The 22,745-nt window shown below is 47.7% G+C and carries 26 protein-coding genes; 22 read left to right on the plus strand and 4 right to left on the minus strand.

Translation table 11 applies throughout. From position 1 onward, the window contains the following. Positions 1-17: 17 nt before the first annotated feature. The 13 genes from ACFVS2_RS04615 to ACFVS2_RS04675 all read left to right on the plus strand — a co-directional run bounded on the left by ACFVS2_RS04615 (position 18) and on the right by ACFVS2_RS04675 (position 10,941). Positions 18-212 carry a PLD nuclease N-terminal domain-containing protein gene (locus ACFVS2_RS04615; RefSeq protein WP_007729128.1) on the plus strand — a complete coding sequence of 65 codons (195 nt, stop codon included), beginning with the start codon at positions 18-20 and terminating at the stop codon, positions 210-212. 32 nt (positions 213-244) lie between these two features. Next, positions 245-1,162, plus strand: a complete 918-nt coding sequence (locus ACFVS2_RS04620) for an ABC transporter ATP-binding protein (RefSeq protein ID WP_390231508.1) — start codon at positions 245-247, stop codon at positions 1,160-1,162. Beyond that, complete coding sequence (locus ACFVS2_RS04625) at positions 1,162-1,947, plus strand: ABC transporter permease (RefSeq protein WP_173619275.1); 786 nt, start codon at positions 1,162-1,164, stop codon at positions 1,945-1,947. The genes ACFVS2_RS04620 and ACFVS2_RS04625 overlap by 1 nt, the downstream gene beginning before the upstream one ends. 15 nt (positions 1,948-1,962) lie before the next feature. Next, positions 1,963-2,724, plus strand: a complete 762-nt coding sequence (locus ACFVS2_RS04630; protein WP_390231512.1) for a CPBP family glutamic-type intramembrane protease — start codon at positions 1,963-1,965, stop codon at positions 2,722-2,724. Between the two features lie 9 nt (positions 2,725-2,733). Further along, positions 2,734-3,051: a heavy metal-binding domain-containing protein gene (locus ACFVS2_RS04635; RefSeq protein ID WP_007729137.1), complete on the plus strand. Its 318-nt coding sequence runs from the start codon at positions 2,734-2,736 to the stop codon at positions 3,049-3,051. Between the two features lie 3 nt (positions 3,052-3,054). Next, positions 3,055-3,279 (plus strand): hypothetical protein, encoded by a 225-nt coding sequence (locus ACFVS2_RS04640; RefSeq protein WP_173619277.1) that lies wholly within the window; start codon positions 3,055-3,057, stop codon positions 3,277-3,279. A gap of 467 nt (positions 3,280-3,746) precedes the next feature. Next, complete coding sequence (locus ACFVS2_RS04645) at positions 3,747-4,421, plus strand: response regulator transcription factor (RefSeq protein ID WP_390231516.1); 675 nt, start codon at positions 3,747-3,749, stop codon at positions 4,419-4,421. Beyond that, entirely contained in the window at positions 4,418-6,238 is a 1,821-nt protein-coding gene (locus tag ACFVS2_RS04650; RefSeq protein WP_390231519.1) for a sensor histidine kinase, read from the plus strand. The genes ACFVS2_RS04645 and ACFVS2_RS04650 overlap by 4 nt, the downstream gene beginning before the upstream one ends. A 113-nt stretch (positions 6,239-6,351) precedes the next feature. Next, positions 6,352-7,038 carry a GDSL-type esterase/lipase family protein gene (locus ACFVS2_RS04655; RefSeq protein WP_390231522.1) on the plus strand — a complete coding sequence of 229 codons (687 nt, stop codon included), beginning with the start codon at positions 6,352-6,354 and terminating at the stop codon, positions 7,036-7,038. 21 nt (positions 7,039-7,059) lie between these two features. After that, positions 7,060-8,466 (plus strand): MBOAT family O-acyltransferase, encoded by a 1,407-nt coding sequence (locus ACFVS2_RS04660; RefSeq protein WP_390231525.1) that lies wholly within the window; start codon positions 7,060-7,062, stop codon positions 8,464-8,466. Positions 8,467-8,482: 16 nt separating this feature from the next. After that, complete coding sequence (locus ACFVS2_RS04665; protein ID WP_390231528.1) at positions 8,483-9,622, plus strand: DHHW family protein; 1,140 nt, start codon at positions 8,483-8,485, stop codon at positions 9,620-9,622. 5 nt (positions 9,623-9,627) lie between these two features. Next, the gene (locus tag ACFVS2_RS04670) at positions 9,628-10,101 is read left to right on the plus strand and encodes a DUF4358 domain-containing protein (protein ID WP_390231531.1); all 474 of its coding nucleotides are present in this window, start codon (positions 9,628-9,630) and stop codon (positions 10,099-10,101) included. Positions 10,102-10,758: 657 nt separating this feature from the next. After that, entirely contained in the window at positions 10,759-10,941 is a 183-nt protein-coding gene (locus ACFVS2_RS04675) for a hypothetical protein (protein WP_390231534.1), read from the plus strand. A gap of 133 nt (positions 10,942-11,074) precedes the next feature. On the opposite strand, the gene ACFVS2_RS04680 is transcribed toward ACFVS2_RS04675, so the two are convergent. Then, positions 11,075-11,503: a hypothetical protein gene (locus tag ACFVS2_RS04680; RefSeq protein WP_390231537.1), complete on the minus strand. Its 429-nt coding sequence runs from the start codon at positions 11,501-11,503 to the stop codon at positions 11,075-11,077. 134 nt (positions 11,504-11,637) lie between these two features. Beyond that, the gene (locus ACFVS2_RS04685; protein WP_173619286.1) at positions 11,638-11,901 is read right to left on the minus strand and encodes a hypothetical protein; all 264 of its coding nucleotides are present in this window, start codon (positions 11,899-11,901) and stop codon (positions 11,638-11,640) included. Positions 11,902-12,012: 111 nt separating this feature from the next. Between ACFVS2_RS04685 and ACFVS2_RS04690 the strand changes: the two genes are divergently transcribed. Both ACFVS2_RS04690 and ACFVS2_RS04695 read left to right on the plus strand, forming a co-directional pair. Next, entirely contained in the window at positions 12,013-12,219 is a 207-nt protein-coding gene (locus ACFVS2_RS04690) for a hypothetical protein (protein ID WP_390231539.1), read from the plus strand. A gap of 122 nt (positions 12,220-12,341) precedes the next feature. Next, positions 12,342-14,297 (plus strand): GTP-binding protein, encoded by a 1,956-nt coding sequence (locus tag ACFVS2_RS04695; RefSeq protein ID WP_390231542.1) that lies wholly within the window; start codon positions 12,342-12,344, stop codon positions 14,295-14,297. A 78-nt stretch (positions 14,298-14,375) separates the two neighbouring features. Here the strand turns inward: ACFVS2_RS04695 and ACFVS2_RS04700 are convergent, their stop codons facing one another. Together ACFVS2_RS04700 and ACFVS2_RS04705 are read right to left on the minus strand one after the other, a co-directional pair. Next, on the minus strand, positions 14,376-15,008 hold the full coding sequence (locus tag ACFVS2_RS04700) for a Crp/Fnr family transcriptional regulator (protein WP_390231545.1): 633 nt from the start codon (positions 15,006-15,008) through the stop codon (positions 14,376-14,378). 26 nt (positions 15,009-15,034) lie between these two features. Further along, on the minus strand, positions 15,035-15,682 hold the full coding sequence (locus ACFVS2_RS04705; protein WP_390232416.1) for a Crp/Fnr family transcriptional regulator: 648 nt from the start codon (positions 15,680-15,682) through the stop codon (positions 15,035-15,037). Between the two features lie 331 nt (positions 15,683-16,013). Between ACFVS2_RS04705 and ACFVS2_RS04710 the strand changes: the two genes are divergently transcribed. The 7 genes from ACFVS2_RS04710 to ACFVS2_RS04740 are packed head-to-tail and all read left to right on the plus strand — an operon-like array spanning position 16,014 to position 22,724. Then, positions 16,014-17,501: a 4-hydroxyphenylacetate 3-hydroxylase family protein gene (locus tag ACFVS2_RS04710; protein ID WP_390231548.1), complete on the plus strand. Its 1,488-nt coding sequence runs from the start codon at positions 16,014-16,016 to the stop codon at positions 17,499-17,501. Between the two features lie 28 nt (positions 17,502-17,529). After that, on the plus strand, positions 17,530-18,066 hold the full coding sequence (locus ACFVS2_RS04715) for a 3-hydroxyanthranilate 3,4-dioxygenase (RefSeq protein ID WP_390231551.1): 537 nt from the start codon (positions 17,530-17,532) through the stop codon (positions 18,064-18,066). Beyond that, positions 18,057-19,061, plus strand: a complete 1,005-nt coding sequence (locus ACFVS2_RS04720; RefSeq protein ID WP_390231554.1) for an amidohydrolase family protein — start codon at positions 18,057-18,059, stop codon at positions 19,059-19,061. The genes ACFVS2_RS04715 and ACFVS2_RS04720 overlap by 10 nt, the downstream gene beginning before the upstream one ends. After that, positions 19,058-19,519 (plus strand): RidA family protein, encoded by a 462-nt coding sequence (locus ACFVS2_RS04725; RefSeq protein ID WP_390231556.1) that lies wholly within the window; start codon positions 19,058-19,060, stop codon positions 19,517-19,519. The genes ACFVS2_RS04720 and ACFVS2_RS04725 overlap by 4 nt, the downstream gene beginning before the upstream one ends. A 10-nt stretch (positions 19,520-19,529) precedes the next feature. Continuing rightward, a complete protein-coding gene (locus ACFVS2_RS04730; protein WP_390231559.1) occupies positions 19,530-20,996 on the plus strand; it encodes an aldehyde dehydrogenase in 1,467 nt (488 codons plus the stop codon). Positions 20,997-21,028: 32 nt separating this feature from the next. Further along, positions 21,029-21,874, plus strand: a complete 846-nt coding sequence (locus tag ACFVS2_RS04735; RefSeq protein ID WP_390231562.1) for a 2-keto-4-pentenoate hydratase — start codon at positions 21,029-21,031, stop codon at positions 21,872-21,874. Continuing rightward, positions 21,837-22,724: an acetaldehyde dehydrogenase (acetylating) gene (locus ACFVS2_RS04740; protein WP_390231565.1), complete on the plus strand. Its 888-nt coding sequence runs from the start codon at positions 21,837-21,839 to the stop codon at positions 22,722-22,724. Before ACFVS2_RS04735 ends, ACFVS2_RS04740 begins: the two co-directional genes overlap by 38 nt. The last annotated feature ends 21 nt before the right edge of the window (positions 22,725-22,745 follow it).

Raw genomic sequence — 22,745 nt, forward strand, 5'->3', positions numbered from 1 at the left:
AATTGGAGGTTTTATCCATGCCATTCGACATTCAGCTTCTTGCGCCTATCATTGCTATTCAATTGATACTAGCAGTTATTGCTTTAATTGATTTGGCTAGACGCGAAGCGTACCGAGTTGCAGGTGGAAAAAAATGGCCGTGGGCTCTCGGCATTATCTTTATCAACACCTTGGGTCCGATCGTGTATTTCTTTGTAGGCAGAAAAGACTAGCTCAAGAGAACCGAGGAAAGGGTTGACATTCTTTGCGAGTTATTGAATGTGAAGGCCTCACAAAGGAATATAAAGACCATAAAGCGTTAAAGAACGTAACCTTTTCCGTCGATGGCATCGGTTGTGTCGGTTTTCTTGGGGGAAATGGTGCCGGGAAAACGACTACCATTCGCATCCTAACCGGATTAGCTGCACCGACCAGAGGAAAAGTGAGAGTAGTAGGCTACGACGTCGTGACCGACCGCAATAAAGTCACAAGTGAAGTAGGGTATTGTCCACAAATCCCAGCCTTTTACAACTACATGACAGCGACAGAGTGGATGCATTGGGTGGGTAGACTTTATGGATTGGACAAGCGCACAATTACGCAGAGGACAGATGAACTCTTGGAGTTATGCGGAATCAATGAGGCGAGGAACCGCCCAATAAGCGGTTACAGCGGAGGGATGAAACAGCGTCTGGGGATTGCCCAGGCGCTCATCCACAACCCCAAGCTACTCGTCTTGGACGAGCCCGTTTCGGCGCTAGACCCAATGGGCAGATATGACGTCTTATTGCTAATAGAAAAGTTGAAGCAACATATGACTGTCTTCATGTCGACCCACATTTTGGATGACATCGAAAGAATCGCCGACCATATCGTCATCATCAAGGACGGTACAGTGGTGCTGTCGTCCAGTTTGGATCAGCTGCGAGCAAACCATGTGGAGCCGCTGATTGAGTTCAAGCTTGATCAACAGGACATCGATTTAACCGATGTATTGAATGGGCTAACCTGGATCAGAGAATGGAACCGAGACGGCGGTATTTACAAAGTTCTTACCGATGACATGGAAAAAGCCAAGGCACTCCTGCCTCACATTCTTCTGGAGTCTGGCGGGACACTGGCGTATTATCGCTTGTCCGTATCGACCCTCGAAGATATTTTCCTAAAGGTTGTGAATAACTGATGACTTCCCACCCAATGATCAGAAAAGAATTTAATGAATTGGTCAAAACCTACAAGATACTCATTGTCCCGATTGTGTTTATTGCTTTAATGATTACACAGCCGATTACGATGAAAATGCTCCCTGATATTTTGGCCAATTCCACTGGACTGCCGGAAGGGGCAGTCATCAAAATTCCAACCCCGTCTGCTCCGGAAGTGCTCTCGACGGCGATTAGCAAATTTAGCTCACTCGGCACGTTTGTGCTAATCCTTATCGTCATGGGATCCATTGCAGGAGAGAAAGCCTCTGGGGTAGCATCCATGGTATTCGTCAAGCCCATCAGTCGAGCTAAATACTATCTCGCCAAAGCCATTACCTATTACACGTTGACAATGGCAAGCATGCTGATCGGGATGGGGATAACCGCCTACTATACAGAGATCCTTTTCGGAAAACTAGATTGGACCCATGTATGGATAGGTACGTTGATGTATATACCGAATCTATTCCTTGTCGTCACAACAACGCTGTGCGCCTCCAGCTTTTTTAACAATGCTGTTGGTGCGGGTGGAGCCTCGCTGGTATTCAATATCCTGATCTTCACGGTTCCACAATTTCTCGGTAAATTTTTGGATATGGTATCTCCAGGTGGATTGTCAAATGCGGCGATGATGATTATTCAAGAAAACTCAACTCTGTCGCAAGCATTCATCACAGGTTTACCGGGTCTCGCAGGTGTCTTTACACTCAACATCGTGTTTTTCTTCATGGGCTGGTACTTTTTAGAACGATCAGAAATCTAAAGAGGAGGCGTAGAAATGGAACATTTTTGGCTGATCTGGTTGGTTAGCGTACTGTGCGCGCTATGCACTATACCTATTCAATCCAACACGATTCGCCAACATGTGCAGCTGCAAGCAGCCATCTACCCTAACAAAAAAGTCCCGCCTATTTCCGTCATGGTTGCGGTTATGATCATTCAGACTTGTGTATTTCTGACTGTGGCGACTGCTATAGGCTTATGGCTCATGCCTTCCACTGGTCTTCGACTCTGGATTCTCGATCACTGGGTGTCTGGAGCGGAGCTGCCTTTTTCCATCTGGTCGTTGTGGACAGTAGCGATTGGTTCAGGTATCGCCGTAGGCCTCTTGGTAAAATGGGTGGACCGTTCTTTCTTTCAACAACACATGACTACAATAATGGGTAAAGAACCTATTTCATCACGGTTCTACGGCTTTCTCTCGTCTTTTTACGGAGGGGTTTGCGAAGAAGTGCTCATGCGTCTAGGGGTTATGACTGTTGTCGTGTTTTTGGCACAGAAGATGGGATGGATGGGAATCTCCTATTGGCTGGGCATCTGCGTCGCCGCCATTGTTTTCGCTGCATCCCATCTCCCAACCAATTACATGACGTACGGAAAAAGCAACGTGGTCACTGTATGGACGTTGTTGCTAAACGGTATCTTAGGCATCTTGTTTGGCTTCCTATATTGGCGATACGGTTTAGAAGCTGCGATCATTAGTCATTTTAGCGCTGACATCGTGCTACATGTGATCTTCAAAAATAAAAGCAGAAAGTAGGAGAAGCAAATGATCGTCGTAACAACAGAAAACATTCCAGGATATCGTGTCGTTGAAGTAAAAGGAACGACATTCGGTTTGATCGTTCGAGCACGCGGAATTGGGGGAGACATCATGGCAGGTCTTCGTTCAGTAGTTGGCGGAGAAATCAAGGAATACACCGTGCTCCTAGAGGACGCGCGGAAACAGGCGCTTGACCGCATGATTAAAAACGCAACTGCCATGGGAGCTAACGCTGTGGTAATGTGTCGTTATGACTCTGGAAATATGGGAAATATGGGGGAAGTTGTCGCTTACGGTACAGCCGTTGTCGTTGAAAAGGTGTAATGAATGATTTATGTCCTTTATTACATTGTGTTTCAGATCTTGCTTTTCATCACCTTGCTAATCATTTCCAAAATCAAGGACAAGCGACTGCACGCAGACCACGGAGAAATCGTCCCGCCCGGATTTGAGTCGACGAATGAAGTGACAATCGATCCGGTAACGCAGGAAAAGCGTCGTGTCTACTTCAATCCAAAGACCGGGGATCGCTATTACAAAGTTGAAAAATAAGCGATGAGGATGATTGTCCAACTCGTGGGGCATGCTGGTTTTATCATTTGGTGGAAAGTATGTAGTTAGATTTGTAGTAGAAACGAGCCAAATCTTGTTAGATGACAAGATTTGGCTTTTGTTGTGCGCCGAGCATGAGAGATAGCTCTAGGGTGTAAGTCCCGAACGGGGTTGGCTGGACCAACCTTACCATTTTTTTCATCGTTAACTAATAAACAACAGGTAAACCAATCATCTATGAAGTACAAATTGAAAAAATAAAGGAGGCAGTCGGTCAATTTAACCGACTGCTTTCCCTAATTCATGGATAACGCCCCGCTGTGCAGAGATAATAAAGTTTTAGACTGATTAGAAAATGGCGTCCTCTAGGACCTTCGGCAATACTGCCCATATTGTGATGACCCCAAAGTCATGATAACATTCTAAAAAATATCTTTTGGAGAGATAGAGGACGAGAGGTCATTAGCATGACGAAAACGATACTGATTGTGGAAGACCAACAGGTTTTGCGAGAGATTATGAAGGAATACTTGATGGACGAGGGATACGAAGTGCTGGAAGCGGGGGACGGGAGTCAGGCGCTGACGTTATTTCAAGAGCATGAAGTGCATTTGATCATTCTGGACGTTATGCTGCCGGAATTGGACGGGTGGTCAGTATGCAGACGCATTCGCAAAGTCTCCAACGTCCCCATTCTGATGTTAACAGCTCGTTCGGATGAGGATGACACGTTGCTTGGATTCGAGCTCGGGGCGGACGATTATGTGGTGAAACCGTGCAGTCCTCCCATCCTTCTGGCACGCTCCAAACGGTTGCTGGAAAACCGGCAAATGCGCGAACCGGGGGATATGTTGTCCGGCGGCGGGATTACGATTCACTTGCCGTCTCGAACCCTCTCGATTGAGGGAAAGAATTATAGCCTGACTCACACGGAATTCGAAATTTTGGCCTACTTGATGAAAAACAAAGGCATCATCCTCACCAGAGAACAGCTCATTACAAAAATCTGGGGTTACGACTTTATCGGCGAGGATCGAACGCTCAGCAGCCATGTTCGGAATTTGCGTTCCAAGCTGGGAGAGCATGCGAAGCATATCGTCACAGTTGTTCGTTCCGGTTATAAATTCGAGGACCGGCCATGAGAACAAGCATTGTACGCAAGCTGTTTCTGCTCACGACAGGATTATGCCTGTCTGTGATTGCGAGCATTTTTATCGGACAAACCGTATTTTTCGAGCAGTATTATGTGCATCAAAAGGTAGAAAAGGTGAAGGAAGCCCTTCAATCCTATCGGCAAAACGAGTTGAATCATGCCGGAGCTTCCCAGGATGAAGTCAGGAAGGAACAGGAGTTCTATCAAAAGACGAATGCCTGGCTTGCTCGATTGGATGATAGAGGCTATTTAAAATACACGAACGATTTCCAGATGGAGGTCCGTCTGGAGCACTCGGACGCCCCCCCTGCTTTTTCTGGCAAGTCGATTGTCGTTCCGCTGTACACGGTCATGGATGTGGAGGATGTAAGCACCGATAACCCCTTCATCGATACCTTTGTTAAAGCGGGGCAACAAATTGCCATGGAAGGGATCATGATCGATAATCATTTGTTTCCGCAGCGGATCGGGAGGAGTGTCTCCAATCTCAGAGAGGAAGATCGACTGGAGAATCAGCAACTCGTCAAAAAAGAGTATGAGGTCGTCCCGAGATTCAAGAGTCCAACCGAATACCATGAGCGTTATCCCAGCGTTTTGGTGCGCGGAACCATCACACAGGTCCGGACACCGCAAGGCGCGGATGTATCCCGCTATACGAACCGCTTATTTCTTGAACGGGTGAAAGCTTTTCAAGCGGATCTTCTATACGGAGATGATAGGGAGCAAACGAGCACCATAACGGACTACAAAGAAAACAATATCGATTACAAAATATTCGTTGAGCGCGTGACCGATCAAACAGGGAAACCCACCTATTTGTTCGCCATGACATCGCTGCAGCCCGTAAACGAAGCAGCGGGGATCATGAGAAGTTATTACGGTTACATCATTGCAGGTACCTTGCTGCTCGTTCTGCTCGCCTCCTTCTATTATTCCCGCAGAATAGCAGCTCCTTTGCTCCGCATGGACGACATGACGCAAAAAATGGCCAAGCTGGATTTCTCTGAAAAAATTCCGATCAAAACAGAGGATGAAATCGGCAGCCTGTCACGGAATATTAATCGGCTTTCGGATATGCTACATGACCATATTGTCCGGCTGGAGCAGGATATTGAGAAAGAAAAGCGGCTGGAGCAAACGCGCAAAGAATTTATAGCTGGCGTGTCGCATGAGCTGAAAACTCCGCTTAGCGTCATGGAAAGCTGCCTATACATTTTGAAGGATAAGGCGGACAGCCCGAAGCGGGACTACTATTTTGCTGCGATGGAAGATGAAGTGAAGAAGATGAACCTGCTGGTTGCGGATATGTTGGAGTTGGCAAAATATGAATCCGGTACGTATAGAATGCAGATGGATTCGTTCCGGATTGATGTGCTACTGGAGCAAATCTGCGTAAAGTTGGCACCAGACCTCGCCGGCAAGCAATTGCAGTTGCACAATCGGTTATCCCCAGTTGAAGTCATCGCCAATCAGCATCGAATCGAGCAGGTGATCGTGAATTTCCTGACAAACGCCATACGCTACACGCCGGAACAAGAGGATATTGTCATTTCGACGGTTGAAGGGGAGGATGCTGTCAAGATCTGCATCGAAAACAAAGGCGTCCAGATTCCTGCCGAGCAGCTGGAGAAGATATGGGATCGTTTCTACCGAGGCGAGCATTCCCGCAACCGTTCGACCGGAGGAACCGGATTAGGCCTGGCTATTTCCAAGCAGATACTAGAACTCCATGGGGCGTTCTATGGAGTAACGAATACGGAGGATGGCGTCTTGTTCTATTTTGAATTGAAGAAAAAGAAAGTGTAGAACTTCGGTTCTGCACTTTTTTTATTGCATTTCTACCCAATCTGCACACGATCTGCATCTGATCTTGATCTCCGACGATTACTCTTTACCTTGTTCAAGAAGAAAGGGGAAAGATGAAAATGCAAAGGAAAATGATGGGTATTACACTGTTCGCAATGGTCGCCTTATCGGTTGCGGCATGTGGCACCAATGGACAACCAACCGCTTCCGAGATTACCAGGCAGGCCGGGGACATCTCCACTCCGGAGCAAACCTCATATGCATCACAGTATCAAACAAGCGTTTTTCTCGGAGATTCGATTACGGAGGGATTGTCTTACCATGATGTGCTGAAAGAGGAGAACGTGCTGGCAGGTGCAGGGAAAACGGCTGAATTCGCGCTGGAAGATGTGGACGAATTAGTCAAGCGAAAGCCCGAGCATATTTTTATCCAACTGGGTTCGGACGACATTTTATGGCCGACCGATCATCCCAAGGAATATTCGTTGTCGTACTACGCCCAATTGATCGACCGCATCAAAGAAAGGCTTCCTGAGGCGTCCATCACGATGTTATCCGTTACCCCGGTTACGGAAAAGGCAGAAAAAACGGAACCCCGCTATCAAAATATCGGGGACTACAATAAGGGACTGAAAGAGCTGGCAAGTAAGGTACAAGTCGGATACATCGATGTGTCGTCAATTGCGGTCGATCATCCTGACATGTACGATGCGGACGGCATTCATTTCCAAGCCAAATTTTATCCGATCCTGCTCGATTACGTAAAAGATGAGCTGGGTCGTAAAAAGAGCGTAAAATAACGGCGCGGGAGGAAAGCAACATTGGTATTCAGTAGTCTGATTTTCCTGTTTCAATTTTTGCCCGCCGTGCTGCTCGTTTATTATTTGTCGCCCAAGAAGCTGAGAAATGCTGTTCTGTTCGTATCGAGCCTCATCTTTTATGCATGGGGCGAACCGGTCTATATCATCCTCATGATTTTTACAACCGTATTTGATTATATCAACGGGCTTGTGATCGACAAGTACAGTCACCGCAAGCCGATCGCCAGAGCAGTGTTGTTCGGCTCCATCTGTGGCAGTCTGGCGATTCTCGGTTTCTTCAAATATGCCGGGTTTGTCGTTCAAAATATGAATGATCTATTCGGTCTGCATATACAGGTGGCTGATCTGCCACTACCCGTCGGTATTTCCTTCTATACGTTCCAAACGATGTCCTATGTAGTGGATGTATACCTAGGAAAAGTGCCAGCACAACGAAATTTCGTCGCTTTCGGCACTTACGTCACGATGTTTCCTCAACTGGTCGCAGGTCCAATCGTCAAATATGGAGATATCGCGGAGCAACTGGTCTTTCGTAAAGTGACACTGGAGCGGTTCGGAGAAGGAGCGGAATGGTTCATCCGGGGATTGGCCAAAAAAGTGCTGCTCGCCAACAATATCGGACTGCTATGGACCAATGTGAAGTCGACGCCGATGGAGGACTTGACTGTCCTTTCCGCGTGGCTCGGCATCCTGGCATTTACGTTTCAAATTTACTTCGATTTCAGCGGGTATTCGGATATGGCGCGCGGGCTCGGCAAAATGTTTGGTTTCGAATTCCCAGAAAACTTCAGGTATCCGTATATTTCACGAAGCGTCACAGAATTTTGGCGCAGATGGCATATCTCCCTCGGTTCCTGGTTCCGGGAGTATGTCTATATTCCGCTCGGAGGCAACCGAATGGGCTTGGGCAAGCAGTTCCGTAACCTCTTGATTGTATGGTTCTTAACCGGTCTGTGGCATGGGGCGAGCTGGAACTTTATCGTATGGGGCTTGTATTTCGGCTGTTTCGTTGTGTTTGAGAAGCTGTTTTTGCTGAAATGGCTGAAGCATTGGCCGAACTGGGCAGGACATCTCTACACGCTGCTGATTGTCGTTGTCGGGTGGGTCTTTTTTGAATTCGAACATTTGCCTTCCGCGTGGATGTTCATCAGTGCGATGTTTGGTTTCGGGGCACACGAATGGGCGGATCGCCAGGCACTCTACGACCTGACGACGTATGGGGGATTGCTCGTTCTGTTGGCCTTGTGCGCGACACCTCTGCCCCGCAAAGTATTGGAGCAGGTGAAAGCCCGATGGAATTCAGTAGGCATGATCGCTGCTTTGGCACTTTCTATCATCAGTTTGGTTTTGTCTTCCGCTTATTTGGTCTTTGAGGATTACAATCCATTCTTATATTTTCGGTTTTGAGAGGGAGGGAGCGATCTTGACCACCTATGACAAACGGACACGAGCAGTGACGGGCTTGTTGTTCTTGCTGTTTATCCTCATGGTGGCTGTTTTGAACATACTGACCCCTGATCAGGCGTTCTCGGAATCGGAAAACAGGGTGCTCGAGAGGAAGCCGCCATTTTCACTGCGATCACTGCTGGCGGGGAAGTTCACTTCTGATTACGAGACCTATATCACCGATCAATTTGCTTTTCGGGACGTTTGGATCGGGCTAAAAACGGATGCGGATCGTGTTATGGGCAAAAAGGACAGCAACGGTGTTTATATGGGCAAGGATGGGTACCTAATTCAACATTTCTCATCGCCGCTGGACGCCGAGGTGAATGACAGAGTTCAGGCCATCCATTCGATTCACCAGACAACGCCTGACCTTCGCAAGTACTTCATGCTGGTACCGACCGCCGCCGCGTTGCTTCGGGATAAACTGCCCTCCTACGCACCAATTGGCGACGAACATGCGGCTCTGAATCGAGTTCGGCAATTGCTTCCACCTGATATTCGCTTCGTTGATGTCTATCCCGCGCTGTTTGCCAGACGCGAAGAAGCCATTTTTTATAAAACGGATCATCATTGGACGAGCAAAGGCGCTTATTATGCTTATCGGGTGTTGTGCAAGCAGATGGGGATTGTTCCAAAAGACGAAGCTGCGTTCAACATCCGGCAGGTGACCGATGCATTCTACGGATCGCTCTATTCGAAGAGCGGCTTCCGTCATCTGCAGCCTGATCGTATCGATCTTTATCTGCCGAAAGAGGAAAGCAAAAAGAAGGTGGAGTACGTGGACGAAGGCCGTACCGCGGCTTCCATATATCAGATGGACAATCTGGCCAAAAAGGATAAGTATGCAGTATTTCTGAACGGCAACCATGCACTGGTCCGAATCACAACCGGCCATCCGGAAGGGAAAAAGCTGCTGGTAATGAAAGATTCATACGCCAATAGCCTGATTCCCTTTTTAGCCGAACACTTCGCAGAGATTGATGTCGTTGACCTTCGATATTATGAGGGATCCGTAACAAAGCTCATACAAGATCGGCAGTTTCATGACATGCTATTCCTTTACAACGTCAAAACGTTTTTTGAAGACACCTCTATTCTGAACATCATGGAGTGAATGTAATGAAGCGATTTTTGTCTGTACTGCTTATGTTTGCTATCGGAATGGGAATGTTGGTCGGATGCTCCAATGACGACGTGACTTCCGGAGAACTTTCGGCCGCAGAAGTGGGAGAAAGAATTCAACAAACGGTAAGTTTTCAGGATATGAAGCAAGGGGATCTGGAGAAACTGCAAAAATTGTATCAGATCGAGGCAGGAAAAGTGGATGATTTCATCCTGTACACGGCTTCCTCCAATGTGAAAGCGGATGAACTGGCTGTTATCAAAGTCAAAGATGCGAGCGACAGCGAAAATGTAAAAGAGAAGATACAACAACGGATCGAGGCCCAAACAATCAAATTCAAAGACTATCGCCCGGAAGAGTATTTTCTTATCGAAAAGCATGTTTTGAAGACGAAAGGGCAGTTTATTTTATTCGCGGTGTCGAAAGAGGTTGATCAAATAGAATCTGTGTTTGAAGAAGCTCTGAAGTAAAAACAAGCTGCTCAGAGACCCAAGTAGGGAGAGCAGGAAGATTTAGCAACCCTTAACTATAAAAGGACTCATCCTGATTCTGATAGGGTGGGTCCTTTTTCTGACAAACTACGAAGAGAAGGATTTCTAGTGGTTATAAACCGTACCTCACGCATAAAGAGCATGAGAGGTTCAACATGACAAAACAAGTTGTGTATGTTGTAACAAAAGAAAACGGTAACCCTATTAGTTACCGTTTTCATACGGACCCATTTATCTTACTCGGATAAACACCAAAACATTATCTCTTGATAACACACGTTGGAACCCGTTATTCAAGAGACAACGTGCAGCTGGACCCACACGTCTACCAATCATTAAAAATCGGTTGCATGGTGCGGCACTTCCAATGATGCTAACGTCGCGAATAATTCGCCTCCGTACGCCATTCACTCTGATACGTCTGAATAGGATTACTACTACATCAGTCATATTAATCACCTCGCTTCTCTCTGCATGATATAGAGCATGCAAATGGGGGAAGCTTGGCAACTGATACGAGCCTATAGTAAATGAAAATGTGCTAATTGATACGGCAATTTACAAGAAAGCGTTAGTCAAAATTCAGAATAACTAAGTAATCATGTTAGTGACAAATTAGTTAGGGAGGAAAGTGCAATGAATAGACAAGCATTTTTGGACATTCTGAACAGCCTGCAAGTCGTTGATAGTGAAGGTGGCGAATCTGCGTATATCCTGGTCGAAAATAACGAGGAAGTGCTCCGGAAACTCAACGCCGTAGGTATTGTTGATGAAGTTATCAACCAATACGGCGATGATGAATCGTTTGATTTACTATGACGCTCTACAGTGAAAGTATTTCATAGGATGAACAGGTACTCGTTCGCATCTATGTAGACCATAATAGCGGTGAATTAAAAGTCGGGGGATCAGATTCAGATGATTAACACATCGGTACTTATTTAAATAACTTTTATGGAAGTACAAGAGCGCTTAGAGATCTATATCCAACTTTGACATTGGAGAGATTACCCGCTTCCCCTACATTCATCTCGATATAATAATTGTGAGATCCAGATGACACTAAATGTACCCAATTTAAATTGATCGGAAAGTTAATGGTAAAAGATAGTGGTACAGTGACGACGTGAGTATTCACCTTTCTAACAAACAATTCTGTAATCACTTGCCTTGAAGTTTGATTAGACTCAATCAAGGCAAGATACATAACCAATATGTAGTCTGAGCCGATTCCCAGACTTAATTCAACATTTATCATTGAATCAAATTTAATTTGTTGATTATACCCTGTTGTTATCGTAGGAATATTTAGAACACGTTGAGGATATCCAGGTCTGAGAGATAAGTTGTCATAGCGCTGATCAAAAACGAGATAAGCCATAATGATTCACCTTCTTTGGTGGGTGTTATCTCAGTGTATTCAAGGTCTGAAAAATCATTCTAGCATGTGAGGAGAATTTTGGACTCATCGTTCTTCGATCGCTCCAAAGAAAAGACATCAGAAAACTTGGAACTTCACCTTTCCATAACGGCTTCATCGAAAATTTTTCTGTAATGGTGCAAATCAAATTGAGAGGCTAATGCGTCGACTGTAGACCAAAATTCATCTTCATTGAAGCCAACAAAATCTACGACGATAAACTCTGCGAGATTATGGAATGCATGCACTATACGGAAATTTCTATAAAAGGTAGCCTCGTCAAAAGAACCACTGTTTTTTAGGTCTAGGAAAGCTTGATGAATCAACTTCTTATAACCGATCTTCTTTACTTCAGTCATCAGATCATCTCCTTTACCTGAATAAATAGGACAGGGGGGTGGAAAATTCCTGCGTGAAGAAAGCAGTTCATTTATCAAAACATTACGTTTGTACCCAGGGAGGGATAGAACATGGTTGAAGTCTTGAAAACGCCTAAATATCCATGCTCTATCTGCAAAAGGAAAGAGGCGACGCAGTTCTGTGATTTTGTAATCGGGTATGGATTACTAGCGCGAACGACGACCAGCAAAAATGATGGCAGATATAGCATTTGGGAGGTAAGCGGAATGAATTTACAGGCACTTTTCGAAAAACACAACAGCTTGACGTTAACTTGACATTCATTCCAAGAGAGGTGAACGCACGCATGGTTCAAGCTGGCAAGCCTATTCTTCTTCTCAATTTTTATGTTTTAATGAAAAAAGAAATTGCAGTCGAGTAGCTATGGAAGAGGGATAACATGAAGCGTCTAACGATCGGCTTGTTTGCCCATGTGGATGCGGGCAAGACTACTTTCGCCGAACAGTTGCTATATCATACGAACAGTATCCGGTCGCGGGGCCGGGTGGATCATCAAGATGCCTTTTTGGACAGCCACGATATTGAGAGGAAAAGAGGCATTACCGTGTTCGCCGATCAGGCGGTTATGCACCATAAGGGCGACGTTTATTATTTGATCGACACGCCTGGACACGTCGATTTTTCTTCCGAGATGGAACGGGCGATCGGGGTAATGGATTATGCGATCGTGATTGTCAGTGCGGTAGAAGGTGTCCAGGGTCATACCGAGACAGTCTGGCAGTTGTTGCGCAAACATCGGATACCAACATTTTTCTTCATCAATAAAACAGATCGCATAGGCGCGGATGCCAGTAGGACGGAAGAGGAGATACGCAGTCAGTTGACAGGGAATGTCTGTTCCGTCAAGGACAACTTCGCCAACGGTATCGTTGGTGAGGAGCTACGGGAGATGATGACGGAGCGGAACGAGGCACTGCTAGAAGCGTTCATAGAGGAAAGGGACGATCAAGCTTTTTGGCTGGGTGCCTTGCAGGAGATGATACGAGAGGGGAGTCTTTTCCCCTGCGCGTGCGGCTCGGCACTGCAGGATGATGGCGTTGTAGAGTTCCTGAATCAACTATCCTTGTTGACGACTGCGTCTTATGACGAGACGGCTCCGTTCGGGGGGCGCATTTATAAAATTCGACACGCAGCAAACGGGTTGAGGCTAACATTCGTCAAGGCGCTGAGCGGCAAGCTGAAGGTACGGGAGCTGCTTAGCTATGAAAGCGGTGGACTTCGATACGAAGAGAAGATTACACAAATCTTACTGTTTAATGGTAGGAAATCACACTCGGTTGACCAAGTAACTGCCGGCGATTTGTTCGCGGTCGTCGGCTTGTCCGAGGCCGAGGCTGGACAAGGGGTGGGGCTCTACTCAGACAAGTTTGCTTATGAGACTGAGCCGACACTACAGTCGAAAGTACAGTTTGACGGTTCGCTTCACGTGCAGCAAGTGCTCAGTGCGTTTCGCATTCTGAATGCGGAGGATCCGTCTCTGAATGTGGTTTGGGAAGAGAGCTTGCAAGAGATTCACATTCGCGTCATGGGTCTGATCCAATTAGAAGTGCTGGAGCAGGTTGTAAAGGAACGCTTCGGTTTCGTTGTCTCTTTCGGCCAACCGGAAATCTTGTATAAAGAAACAATACAGTCTGCTGTGACGGGATATGGACACTTCGAGCCACTCAGGCATTATGCGGAAGTGCACCTCCTGCTTGAACCGGGAGAGCGAGGCAGCGGGATTCACTTCACTAGCATATGTCATCCTGATGAACTGAGTTATAACTACCAGAATTTGGTTCAGTCTCATCTCTACGAACGGGAGCATCATGGGCTATTAACAGGCATGCCGGTCACCGACATGAAAATTACGCTCCTAAGAGGCCGTGCGCACAACGAACATACGCATGGTGGCGACTTTCGTGAGGCCACCTTCCGCGCGCTGCGGCAGGGGCTGGAGAAAGCGGAGAATATGCTGTTAGAACCCTATTATGACTTCAAAATAAAGGTGGGAATGAACGAGATGGGGAGGGTACTTTCGGATATTCAGCGCGCCTCAGGTTCATTCGAGCCACCGCAAATGTCGGATACGCATGCGGTCATTACGGGAAGGGTGCCCGTAGCAACATTCATGAATTACAGCACCGAATTCGCTTCTTTCACGCATGGACGAGGCAGCATCCGCTGTGTATTTGGCGGATACGATCGCTGCCATAACGCGGAGGAAGTGATTGAAAGGAAGAGCTATGAAAAGGATGCAGATCCGGTTTATACATCCTCCTCGATCTTTTGCGCCAAGGGAGCAGGCTACTCGGTGCCGTGGGACGAGGCAGAAGCCAAGATGCATCTGCTCTAAGCAGCGTCGAACAGTGCTGTATCAAGAGTTTCAAGGGTTATTTTCAATGCAGAGGGGCGAGCCTGATTAGGCCTCGCCCTATTTACATTGGATGCGAGAATAAATCTCACGCAATCCCTCTATATCCACAACTCGAATGGCACTACGCTCAGATAGCTCAATCAAGCCTTGCTGTCGCCATTTCTGCAAAGTCTTGTTCACCGTAATGCGAGACGTATCAATATAGCGTGCAAAAGACTTCTGATCGATAGGGATATGATTATTTCCATGCACAGCTATCAGTTTGAGCAAATAATTAGCCATCGCAAGCTCAATCGGACTGTCAGTGAACGCGATGATTTCAGCTAGGAGACGGAGCTTATAGATTTGTGAATTGGTGAAGATCACTGCCGACTGTGGGTGGTCTTGGCATACGCGCGATAAGACCTCGTCGGAGAAAAAGTAAATGACGGAAAGAGAAGTAGTTATGGCTGATGTCAGGTATGAGCCGTTATAAGCGCCGTGCTCCCCGAACAACCCACCTGTGGGAATGTAATCGATAGATCGCTCATGCCCGTTCTCAGATAAGAGAGTGATCTTTACGCTCCCTTTGTCTAGATAATAAAATCCAGTTCCCACATCGCCTTGATGGTAGATAGTTGTATGTTTTCCCATTTCGATCTTCTTGCCATACATGAGGTACGGGGTCCACTGATAGCGGAGACAGGCCATTGTGACCACCTTTCACATGGATAGGCTTACACTGTGCGAGCAGTGTGTGCCGTAAGTTGTGGAGGCTTCAGCATATCTGGGCGTTTGACGACAAAGGATCGGTTTTTGATTTCAATGATGCCATGTTCCTTCCATGTCTTCAGGATCTTGTAGACAGTGATACGGGTGAGGCCAGCACATTCAGCAAGCTCTTGTTGCGTGAGGGGAACCTCGTGGTTTTTAAAGTCTTCGCAAATGTTGAGCAAAAGACGAGCGATTTGTTCTTCTGAAGTCAGTGCCTTCATGTTGATGGCGGTTAGAAGAATCCGCATTTTTTGATTGATGGTTTGGGTGAAAAGAGACAAGAGTTCAGGGCGTACCTTCAGCATTTCGAGGAATTGCAAACAGGAGAAATGGTAGACGACTGCATTTTTTACAGCAATAGCCGTGGTGAAATGGGGTTGTTGATCCATCGTTTGAAGTCCCATGATTTGACCAGGGACTACGATGTTCACCAGGCGATCCTTCCCCTTGAAGGTAGAGGTCACAATCTTGACTAATCCCTTATGAAGATAATAAAAACCTTCTCCCATCGTCCCTTGCTTATAGATAGCTGTTTTTCCTTTCACAAATTGACGGTTGCCGTATTCTAAAAGGGTTTCCCATTTCAAATCTGTTTCAAAAGGGGATACCATCTTCACCGCTCCTTTCCTCATCAATGATCTTGCCTCTTCCAAGCATCCATCCAAGGTTAAGTCTTAATTTTCTGAACTTACTACTTTTGATTATATGAAAATAAAAAGCTCCTTACCAATATTTCAACGTGAAAATGACGTGCATTCGAAAGAAAAACAGAATTGATGTTAATTCGTTTACATATCCGCAGTGGCCCGTGAATCAGGTGAGAAGCATTTTATATTTTTCAGCTGTGATGTTAAGTGGGTTACATTTTTCAGAATAGCCAGACACTATAATGCGGTTTAAGAACAAAATCGATTCAACAAAAAACAACAAGGAGGAATTGTGGTGGGGATCCGTACAGGTGACCAATACATTCGGGGCTTGAAATCACGGCAACCGGAGATTTGGCTACAAGGCCGCAAGGTGACAAATGTATGTGAGGAAGCTGTTTTTCGACAGCCGATTCATGAAATAGCCAAACTATATGACATGCAGCATGACGAGAAGTACCAGGAGAAGATTACCCATATTTGTCAGGAGACCGGCGAGCGTGTGAACAACGCCTTTCTCGTTGCAAAGACCCCTGAGGAATTGCAGGCGAAACGAGCCTTGTACGAAGCTTATGCGGAAGCCACTTTTGGCTTGATGGGAAGAACGCCGGATTTTCTCAATGTCGTCTTGACGTCGCTATACAGCAATGCGTCTTTCTTGGAAAAGTACAATCCGCAGTGGGCGGAAAACGTGAAAAATTATTACAAGGATGTTCGCGACCAAGACCTGTTTTTAACGCATGCGATTATCAATCCGCAAAATGACCGCAGCAAGTCCTCGCACGAACAAAACGATGTGTACACCCATTTGGGAGCAGTAGAAGAGACGCCGGAAGGGCTGATTGTCAAAGGAGCGAAAATGCTTGCGACACTGGCGCCGATCACGGATGAAGTCATCATTTATTCGTTCCCTGGGTTCAAGCCAGGAGATGAGCGATACGCCTTGGCATTTGCCATTCCGATTAACACGCCGGGCTTGCGCATCATTTGTAGAGAGCCTATGCAGGATGGAATTCGTTCCGTTTACGACCATCCTTTGGCATCGCGCTTCGAAGAAATGGATGCTCTTCTTGTCTTTAATGACGTACTCGTACCTTGGGAGCGCTTATTCCTGTACAACAATGTAGAAGCAGCCAACCTGCTTTATCCAAAGACAGGAATCGGACAGCAGCCGGCGCACCAGACAGGGGTGAGAGGACTGTTGAAGCTCCAATTTGCCACGGAAGTTGCCATGCGGCTTGCAGACTCCATCGGGGTAGACGTCTATCCGAATGTCCAAAACAATCTCGGGGAGCTAGCGCAATCGCTGGAATCGGTCAGAGCGCTCCTAAGGACAGCTGAGCTGGACTACGAGACTTTGCCGTCGGGCGAGCTCATGCCGGGATACGTACAGCTCGAAACCATTCGCGGACTGCTTCCGAAGCTGTACCCACGGGCGATCGAAGTCATTCAAATTATTGGAGCAGGCGGATTGCTCATGTCCCCGACTGACAGTGATATGGAGCATCCCGAGTTGGAGGAGGATATGGAAAAGTTTTATGCCGGACGGGAGGGTATCACCGGTACAGAGCGGGTTCGCCTGTTTAAGCTCGCGTGGGACATGTGCGGGGAAGCCTTCGGACAGCGTTTGCTGCAATACGAGCGGTACTATACTGGTGATCCGGTGCGCAAATTGGCGATTTTTTACAACAATTATAAGAAGTCTCATGCATGCACGATGGTGGATGACGCGCTCAGCGTTTTTGCTGCCAAATCGACATCGCAGACGGAGCAGATTCTTTAAACAAGTAAAAACAAGGAGGGAATAGAGCATGCGTACATTGGCACCTATCCATTTGTGGAAGTTTATCGAGGATCACATCGATCAGCTCAAGCCACCGGTTAATAACAAGGTGATTTGGAAAGATGCAGAACTAATGGTAATGGTAGTAGGAGGGCCGAATAAGCGGCGGGATTTTCACATTGATCCATCCGAGGAAGTCTTTTACCAGCTCAAGGGTGATTGCTTCGTAGAGATCATCAATCCGGATGGGAAGCGTGAGATCATTACGGTCAGAGAAGGCGAAATGTTCCTTCTTCCTGCAAATGTCCCGCATTCCCCTCACCGGATCGCGGATACGATCGGACTCGTGATTGAGCGCAACAGAGATGAGGGAGAACTGGAGGACTTTGCTTGGTTCTGCGAAAACTGCGACCACGAAATGCACCGCGTACGGATTCAACTAACCAACATTGAGGTGCAGGTAAAAGAGGCGATCGAAGGATTCAACAGCAATCTGGAGCTGCGAACATGCCAAAAATGCGGGCAGGTTATGTCTCCGGAAGCGAGTGAGTGGAAATGCGAGTAGACTTTCATACCCACATTATTCCAGAGGATCTTCCCAACCTGGCTGAGCGCTTTCAAGGAGAGCGCTGGCCAGTTCTGCACCGCACTTGCACATGCGGGGCAAATATCATGGTCGGGGGAAAAGTATTTCGCGAAGTGACGGATCAAGTGTGGGATCCCCAAAAACGGATTCATGACATGCAGCGGGAAGGCGTGGATATGCAGGTGCTGTCACCCATTCCGGTCACGTTTTCCTACTGGGCCCCGGCAGCCGAAGCGGAAGTGATGGCGCGGATTCAAAACGATTTTATCGCAGAGACGGTCAACCAACATCCGAATCATTTCATCGGACTGGGTACAGTTCCATTGCAAGACACCGAGGCAGCCATTCGGGAAATGGATCGCTGCATGCACGAGCTCGGCCTGAGAGGGATCGAAATCGGTACCAATGTAAATGGCAACAATCTCGATGACCCGGGACTGATTCCTTTTTTTGATATGTGTCAGACATGGGATGTGCCACTCTTCGTACATCCATGGGAGACGCTGGGCAGAGAACGGATGCCGCGGCACAACCTGATGTACACAGTCGGGATGCCAAGCGAGACAGCGCTTGCCGCAGCAAGTCTTATCTTGGGAGGCGTGATCGAGAAGTTTCCGCGCCTGAAAATCTGCTTTGCCCATGGCGGCGGCTCTTTTCCTTATATTCTACCCAGGCTGGACCAAGGCTGGAAGGTATGGCCGCATCTGCGTCTGACCGATCAACCGCCTAGTGTGTACGCGAAACAATTCTACTTTGATTCCTTGACGTACGACCCACTGAACATCCAATACATGATAAAGCGCTTTGGCGATAATAAAATCATAATGGGATCGGACTATCCCTTCCTGCTTCGTGAAACACCTCCCGGGGAAGTCATCGATCATACTTTGGAGCTGACTGACGGACAGAAGCGGGCGTTGCTGGGTGAAAACGCGCTTTGCTTCCTGAACATAAAGGAGATGAACGGACTGTGAAGCATCAGACTGAAACGCCGGAACAACGTTTACAGGCTATGGGCCTAGTCCTGCCCGAACCGAGACAGCCGGCCGGTAATTATGTCGGTTGTGTCCAAGCGGGCAATCTCCTCTTTCTGGCAGGCCAAGGGACAAACGAATATCGAGGGAAGCTAGGACAGGATGTCACGATAGAGGAAGGCTACCTAGCTGCCAGGCAGTGCATGCTCAATCTGCTGACTGTTGCCAAACATGAGCTAGGGGAACTGGGGAGAGTCAAACGAGTGGTCAAAATACTCGGATTCGTTAACAGCGACCCAGCTTTCATAGATCAGCCTAAAGTCATGAATGGGGCATCCGATTTGTTGGTGGAGATATTTGGAGAGAAAGGCAGGCATGGGCGGTCCGCTGTAGGGATGGCACAGCTCCCGCTAAATAACGCCGTAGAAGTAGAGATGATCTTGGAAATCGAGAATTAGGAGGATTCCCATGAGTCAGACTGCCAAGGAAAACCAAGTACGAAAAGACGCCAAGCTATTCATAGACGGAGATTATGTGGACGCTGTTTCCGGTGAAACCTTCGAGACGATCAATCCAGCGACAAATCTCAAGCTGGCTTCTGTGGCTAATGCAAGTGAGCAGGATGTAAAAAGAGCGATCGACGTGGCCCAGCGTACGTTTGAGTCAGGTGTTTGGAGTGAGATGTCTGTAGATGAGCGCGCCAAGATTCTTTGCAAAATGGCTGACCTGGTGATGAAGCGTGTGGATGAACTCGCTTTGGTGGAGACGCTCGATGTCGGCAAACCGATCAAAGAAAGTCGGGGCTTCGATATTCCGAGGGCGGCGGCCAATTTGCGCTTTTTTGCCGAAATGGCTAAATACATGGTCCACGAGCATTATGAAATGCGCCATTTTATGTCCTACGCCAAATATGCTCCGGCAGGTGTGACAAGTCTGATCATTCCATGGAATTTGCCCTTCATGCAGATGACATGGAAAGCATCGGCGGCTTTAGCAGCGGGAAATACCGTCGTTGTAAAGCCAGCCTCGTACACGCCTCTCTCGGCGGTGATGCTTGGAGAGATTGCCAATGAAGCAGGTCTGCCTCCTGGCGTGCTCAACATCCTGACTGGTCCGGGCGGGACTGTCGGAACTGCGATGACGACGAATCCCCATGTGCGCCGGATATCTTTTGTGGGAGAATCAAACACTGGCAAGACCGTCATGCAGAATGCCGCTTCGCATTTGATTCCGGTATCGCTCGAACTGGGAGGCAAATCAGCCAATATCGTGTTTGAGGATGCCGATCTTGATGAAGCGGTAAAAGGGTCGGTCGAGGCAATATTCCGCAACCAGGGCGAGATTTGTCTGGCAGGATCGCGTTTGTTGGTACAAGAAAGCGTATATGATCAGTTTCTGGACAAATTTGTGGCGGCTGTTCAAAGGATCAAGGTGGGAAATCCTCTGGAACCGGAGACGGATATGGGAGCGTTGGTGTCCCGCAGTCACTTAGAGACGGTGGAGCACTACATCCAGATCGGACTGGAAGAAGGAGCCAAGCTCGGTTACGGCGGAAAACGAATCAGCGGGCTGGGTGACGGCAATTTCCTAGAGCCAACCGTTCTCTATGATGGTAACAACAAAATGAGGGTGGCGCAGGAAGAGATTTTCGGTCCAGTCATCGTGATCATTCCATTTCGTACAGAAGCGGAGGCTATTCGGATCGCCAATGATTCGGCTTACGGCCTGGCAGGAGTGGTTTGGACCAACGACCTGAGGCGCGCGCATCGCGTGGCTGATCGAGTGAAGTCAGGTCTTTTATGGATCAATTGCTGGTATGTGCGTGACTTGCGAACTCCGTTTGGCGGTGCCAAGGACAGCGGTATTGGCCGAGAAGGCGGGCGTCACAGCTTCGAATTCTACTCCGAGGTCAAGACAGTCACAATGAAATTATAGTGAGAAGAACAGCAAATCAGGGAGGGGACCGTGTGGACATAGAAAAGATCACACGATATGCCGATCATTTAGCGGCGGTGAGTCGTGAAGGGGTGGGAGTAGCGCCACTCACTTTACTGGATCCGCAAATCAGCGAGAGAGAGGCATACCACGTTCAATTGGAGACGATTGAACGAAAAGTGAAAGAAGGCGCGAGGATTACAGGGAAGAAAATCGGCCTGACCTCTCGTGCCATGCAGACACTGCTTGGCGTAGAACAGCCAGATTATGGACATCTATTGGACGACATGGTCGTGGAAAACAACGGAGAACTGCCTTTTGAGCATGTCCTTCAGCCAAAAGTAGAAGCAGAAATTGCCTTCCTGTTGAAACGCGATCTGGAAGGGCCACATGTAACCATCTATGATGTCTTGATGGCAACGGAATATGTAGTGCCTGCTTTGGAAATCGTGGACAGCCGTATAGCCAACTGGCAAATCAAACTAGAAGACACAATTGCGGACAATGCATCCTCAGGCTTCTATGTGCTGGGTGGACATCCCGTGAAACCGCAAGATCTGGATCTTCCTCTGGTAGGAATGGCGTTTTATAAAAATCAGGAGCTGGTCAATACCGGTGTGGGTGCCGCCGCATTGGGCAATCCCGCATCCTGTGTGGCGTGGTTAGCAAACAAGCTGTACGAATTAGGGATTACACTCAAAGCAGGAGAGATCATCTTGTCTGGTGCGTTATCGGCAGCGGTTGAAGCTAAGCCTGGCGATGTATTTCACACACGGGTTGCTGGACTTGGTTCAGTAGGAGTCAGGTTTGGCAAGTTAAAAATAGGAAAGGAGTGCCTGTATGAAGAAAGTAAAAGTAGCCATACTGGGCTCGGGTAACATCGGGACAGACCTGATGACCAAGCTGGGAAGGTCGCCAGTTCTTGAGCTGACGTCCATGATTGGAATCGATTCTGATTCGGATGGTCTGCGTAGAGCAAAGGCAGCTGGATACTACGTATTTGACGGCGGATTAAAACCGTTTTTGGAAAGCGGTGCGGAGCTTGCGGATATCGTCTTTGACGCTACTTCAGCCCATGCACATATTCGGCATGCCACGGCGCTCAGGGAGGCAGGAAAGTTCGCCATCGATCTGACGCCTGCTGCTGTAGGCCCTTATGTAGTACCATCTGTGAATCTAGGTGCGCATTTGAATGAAAAGAACATCAATCTGATCACATGCGGCGGCCAGGCTACGATTCCGATCGTTCATGCGATAGGGAGTGTGAGTCCGGTCAGTTACGCAGAAATCGTGGCCACTATTTCCAGTAAAAGCGCGGGACCTGGCACACGTTCCAACATCGACGAATTTACGGAGACGACTGCACATGGTATCGAAGCGATTGGCGGCGCGAAGAAAGGCAAGGCGATCATCATCCTGAATCCGGCGGAGCCGCCGATCCTGATGAGAGATACGGTCTATGCCGTAGTGGAGGAAGGTGCCGACCGACAGGCGATCGTGAAAGCTATCCACCAGACCGTTGCCTATATTCAATCATACGTTCCTGGTTACCGCCTGCGCACAGAACCGATCTTTGATGAAAACAAAATCACCGTTTTTTTGGAAGTGGAAGGCGCGGGCGACTACCTCCCTACTTATTCAGGCAATCTGGATATCATGACGGCGACAGCGGTGAAGGTAGCAGAGGAATATGCCAAGCATGCTGTCGGCATCGGCACAGGTATATAGCCACGAATGAAAGGAGGAACC

Source organism: Brevibacillus sp. NPDC058079 (assembly GCF_042885155.1).
Lineage (GTDB): Bacteria > Bacillota > Bacilli > Brevibacillales > Brevibacillaceae > Brevibacillus.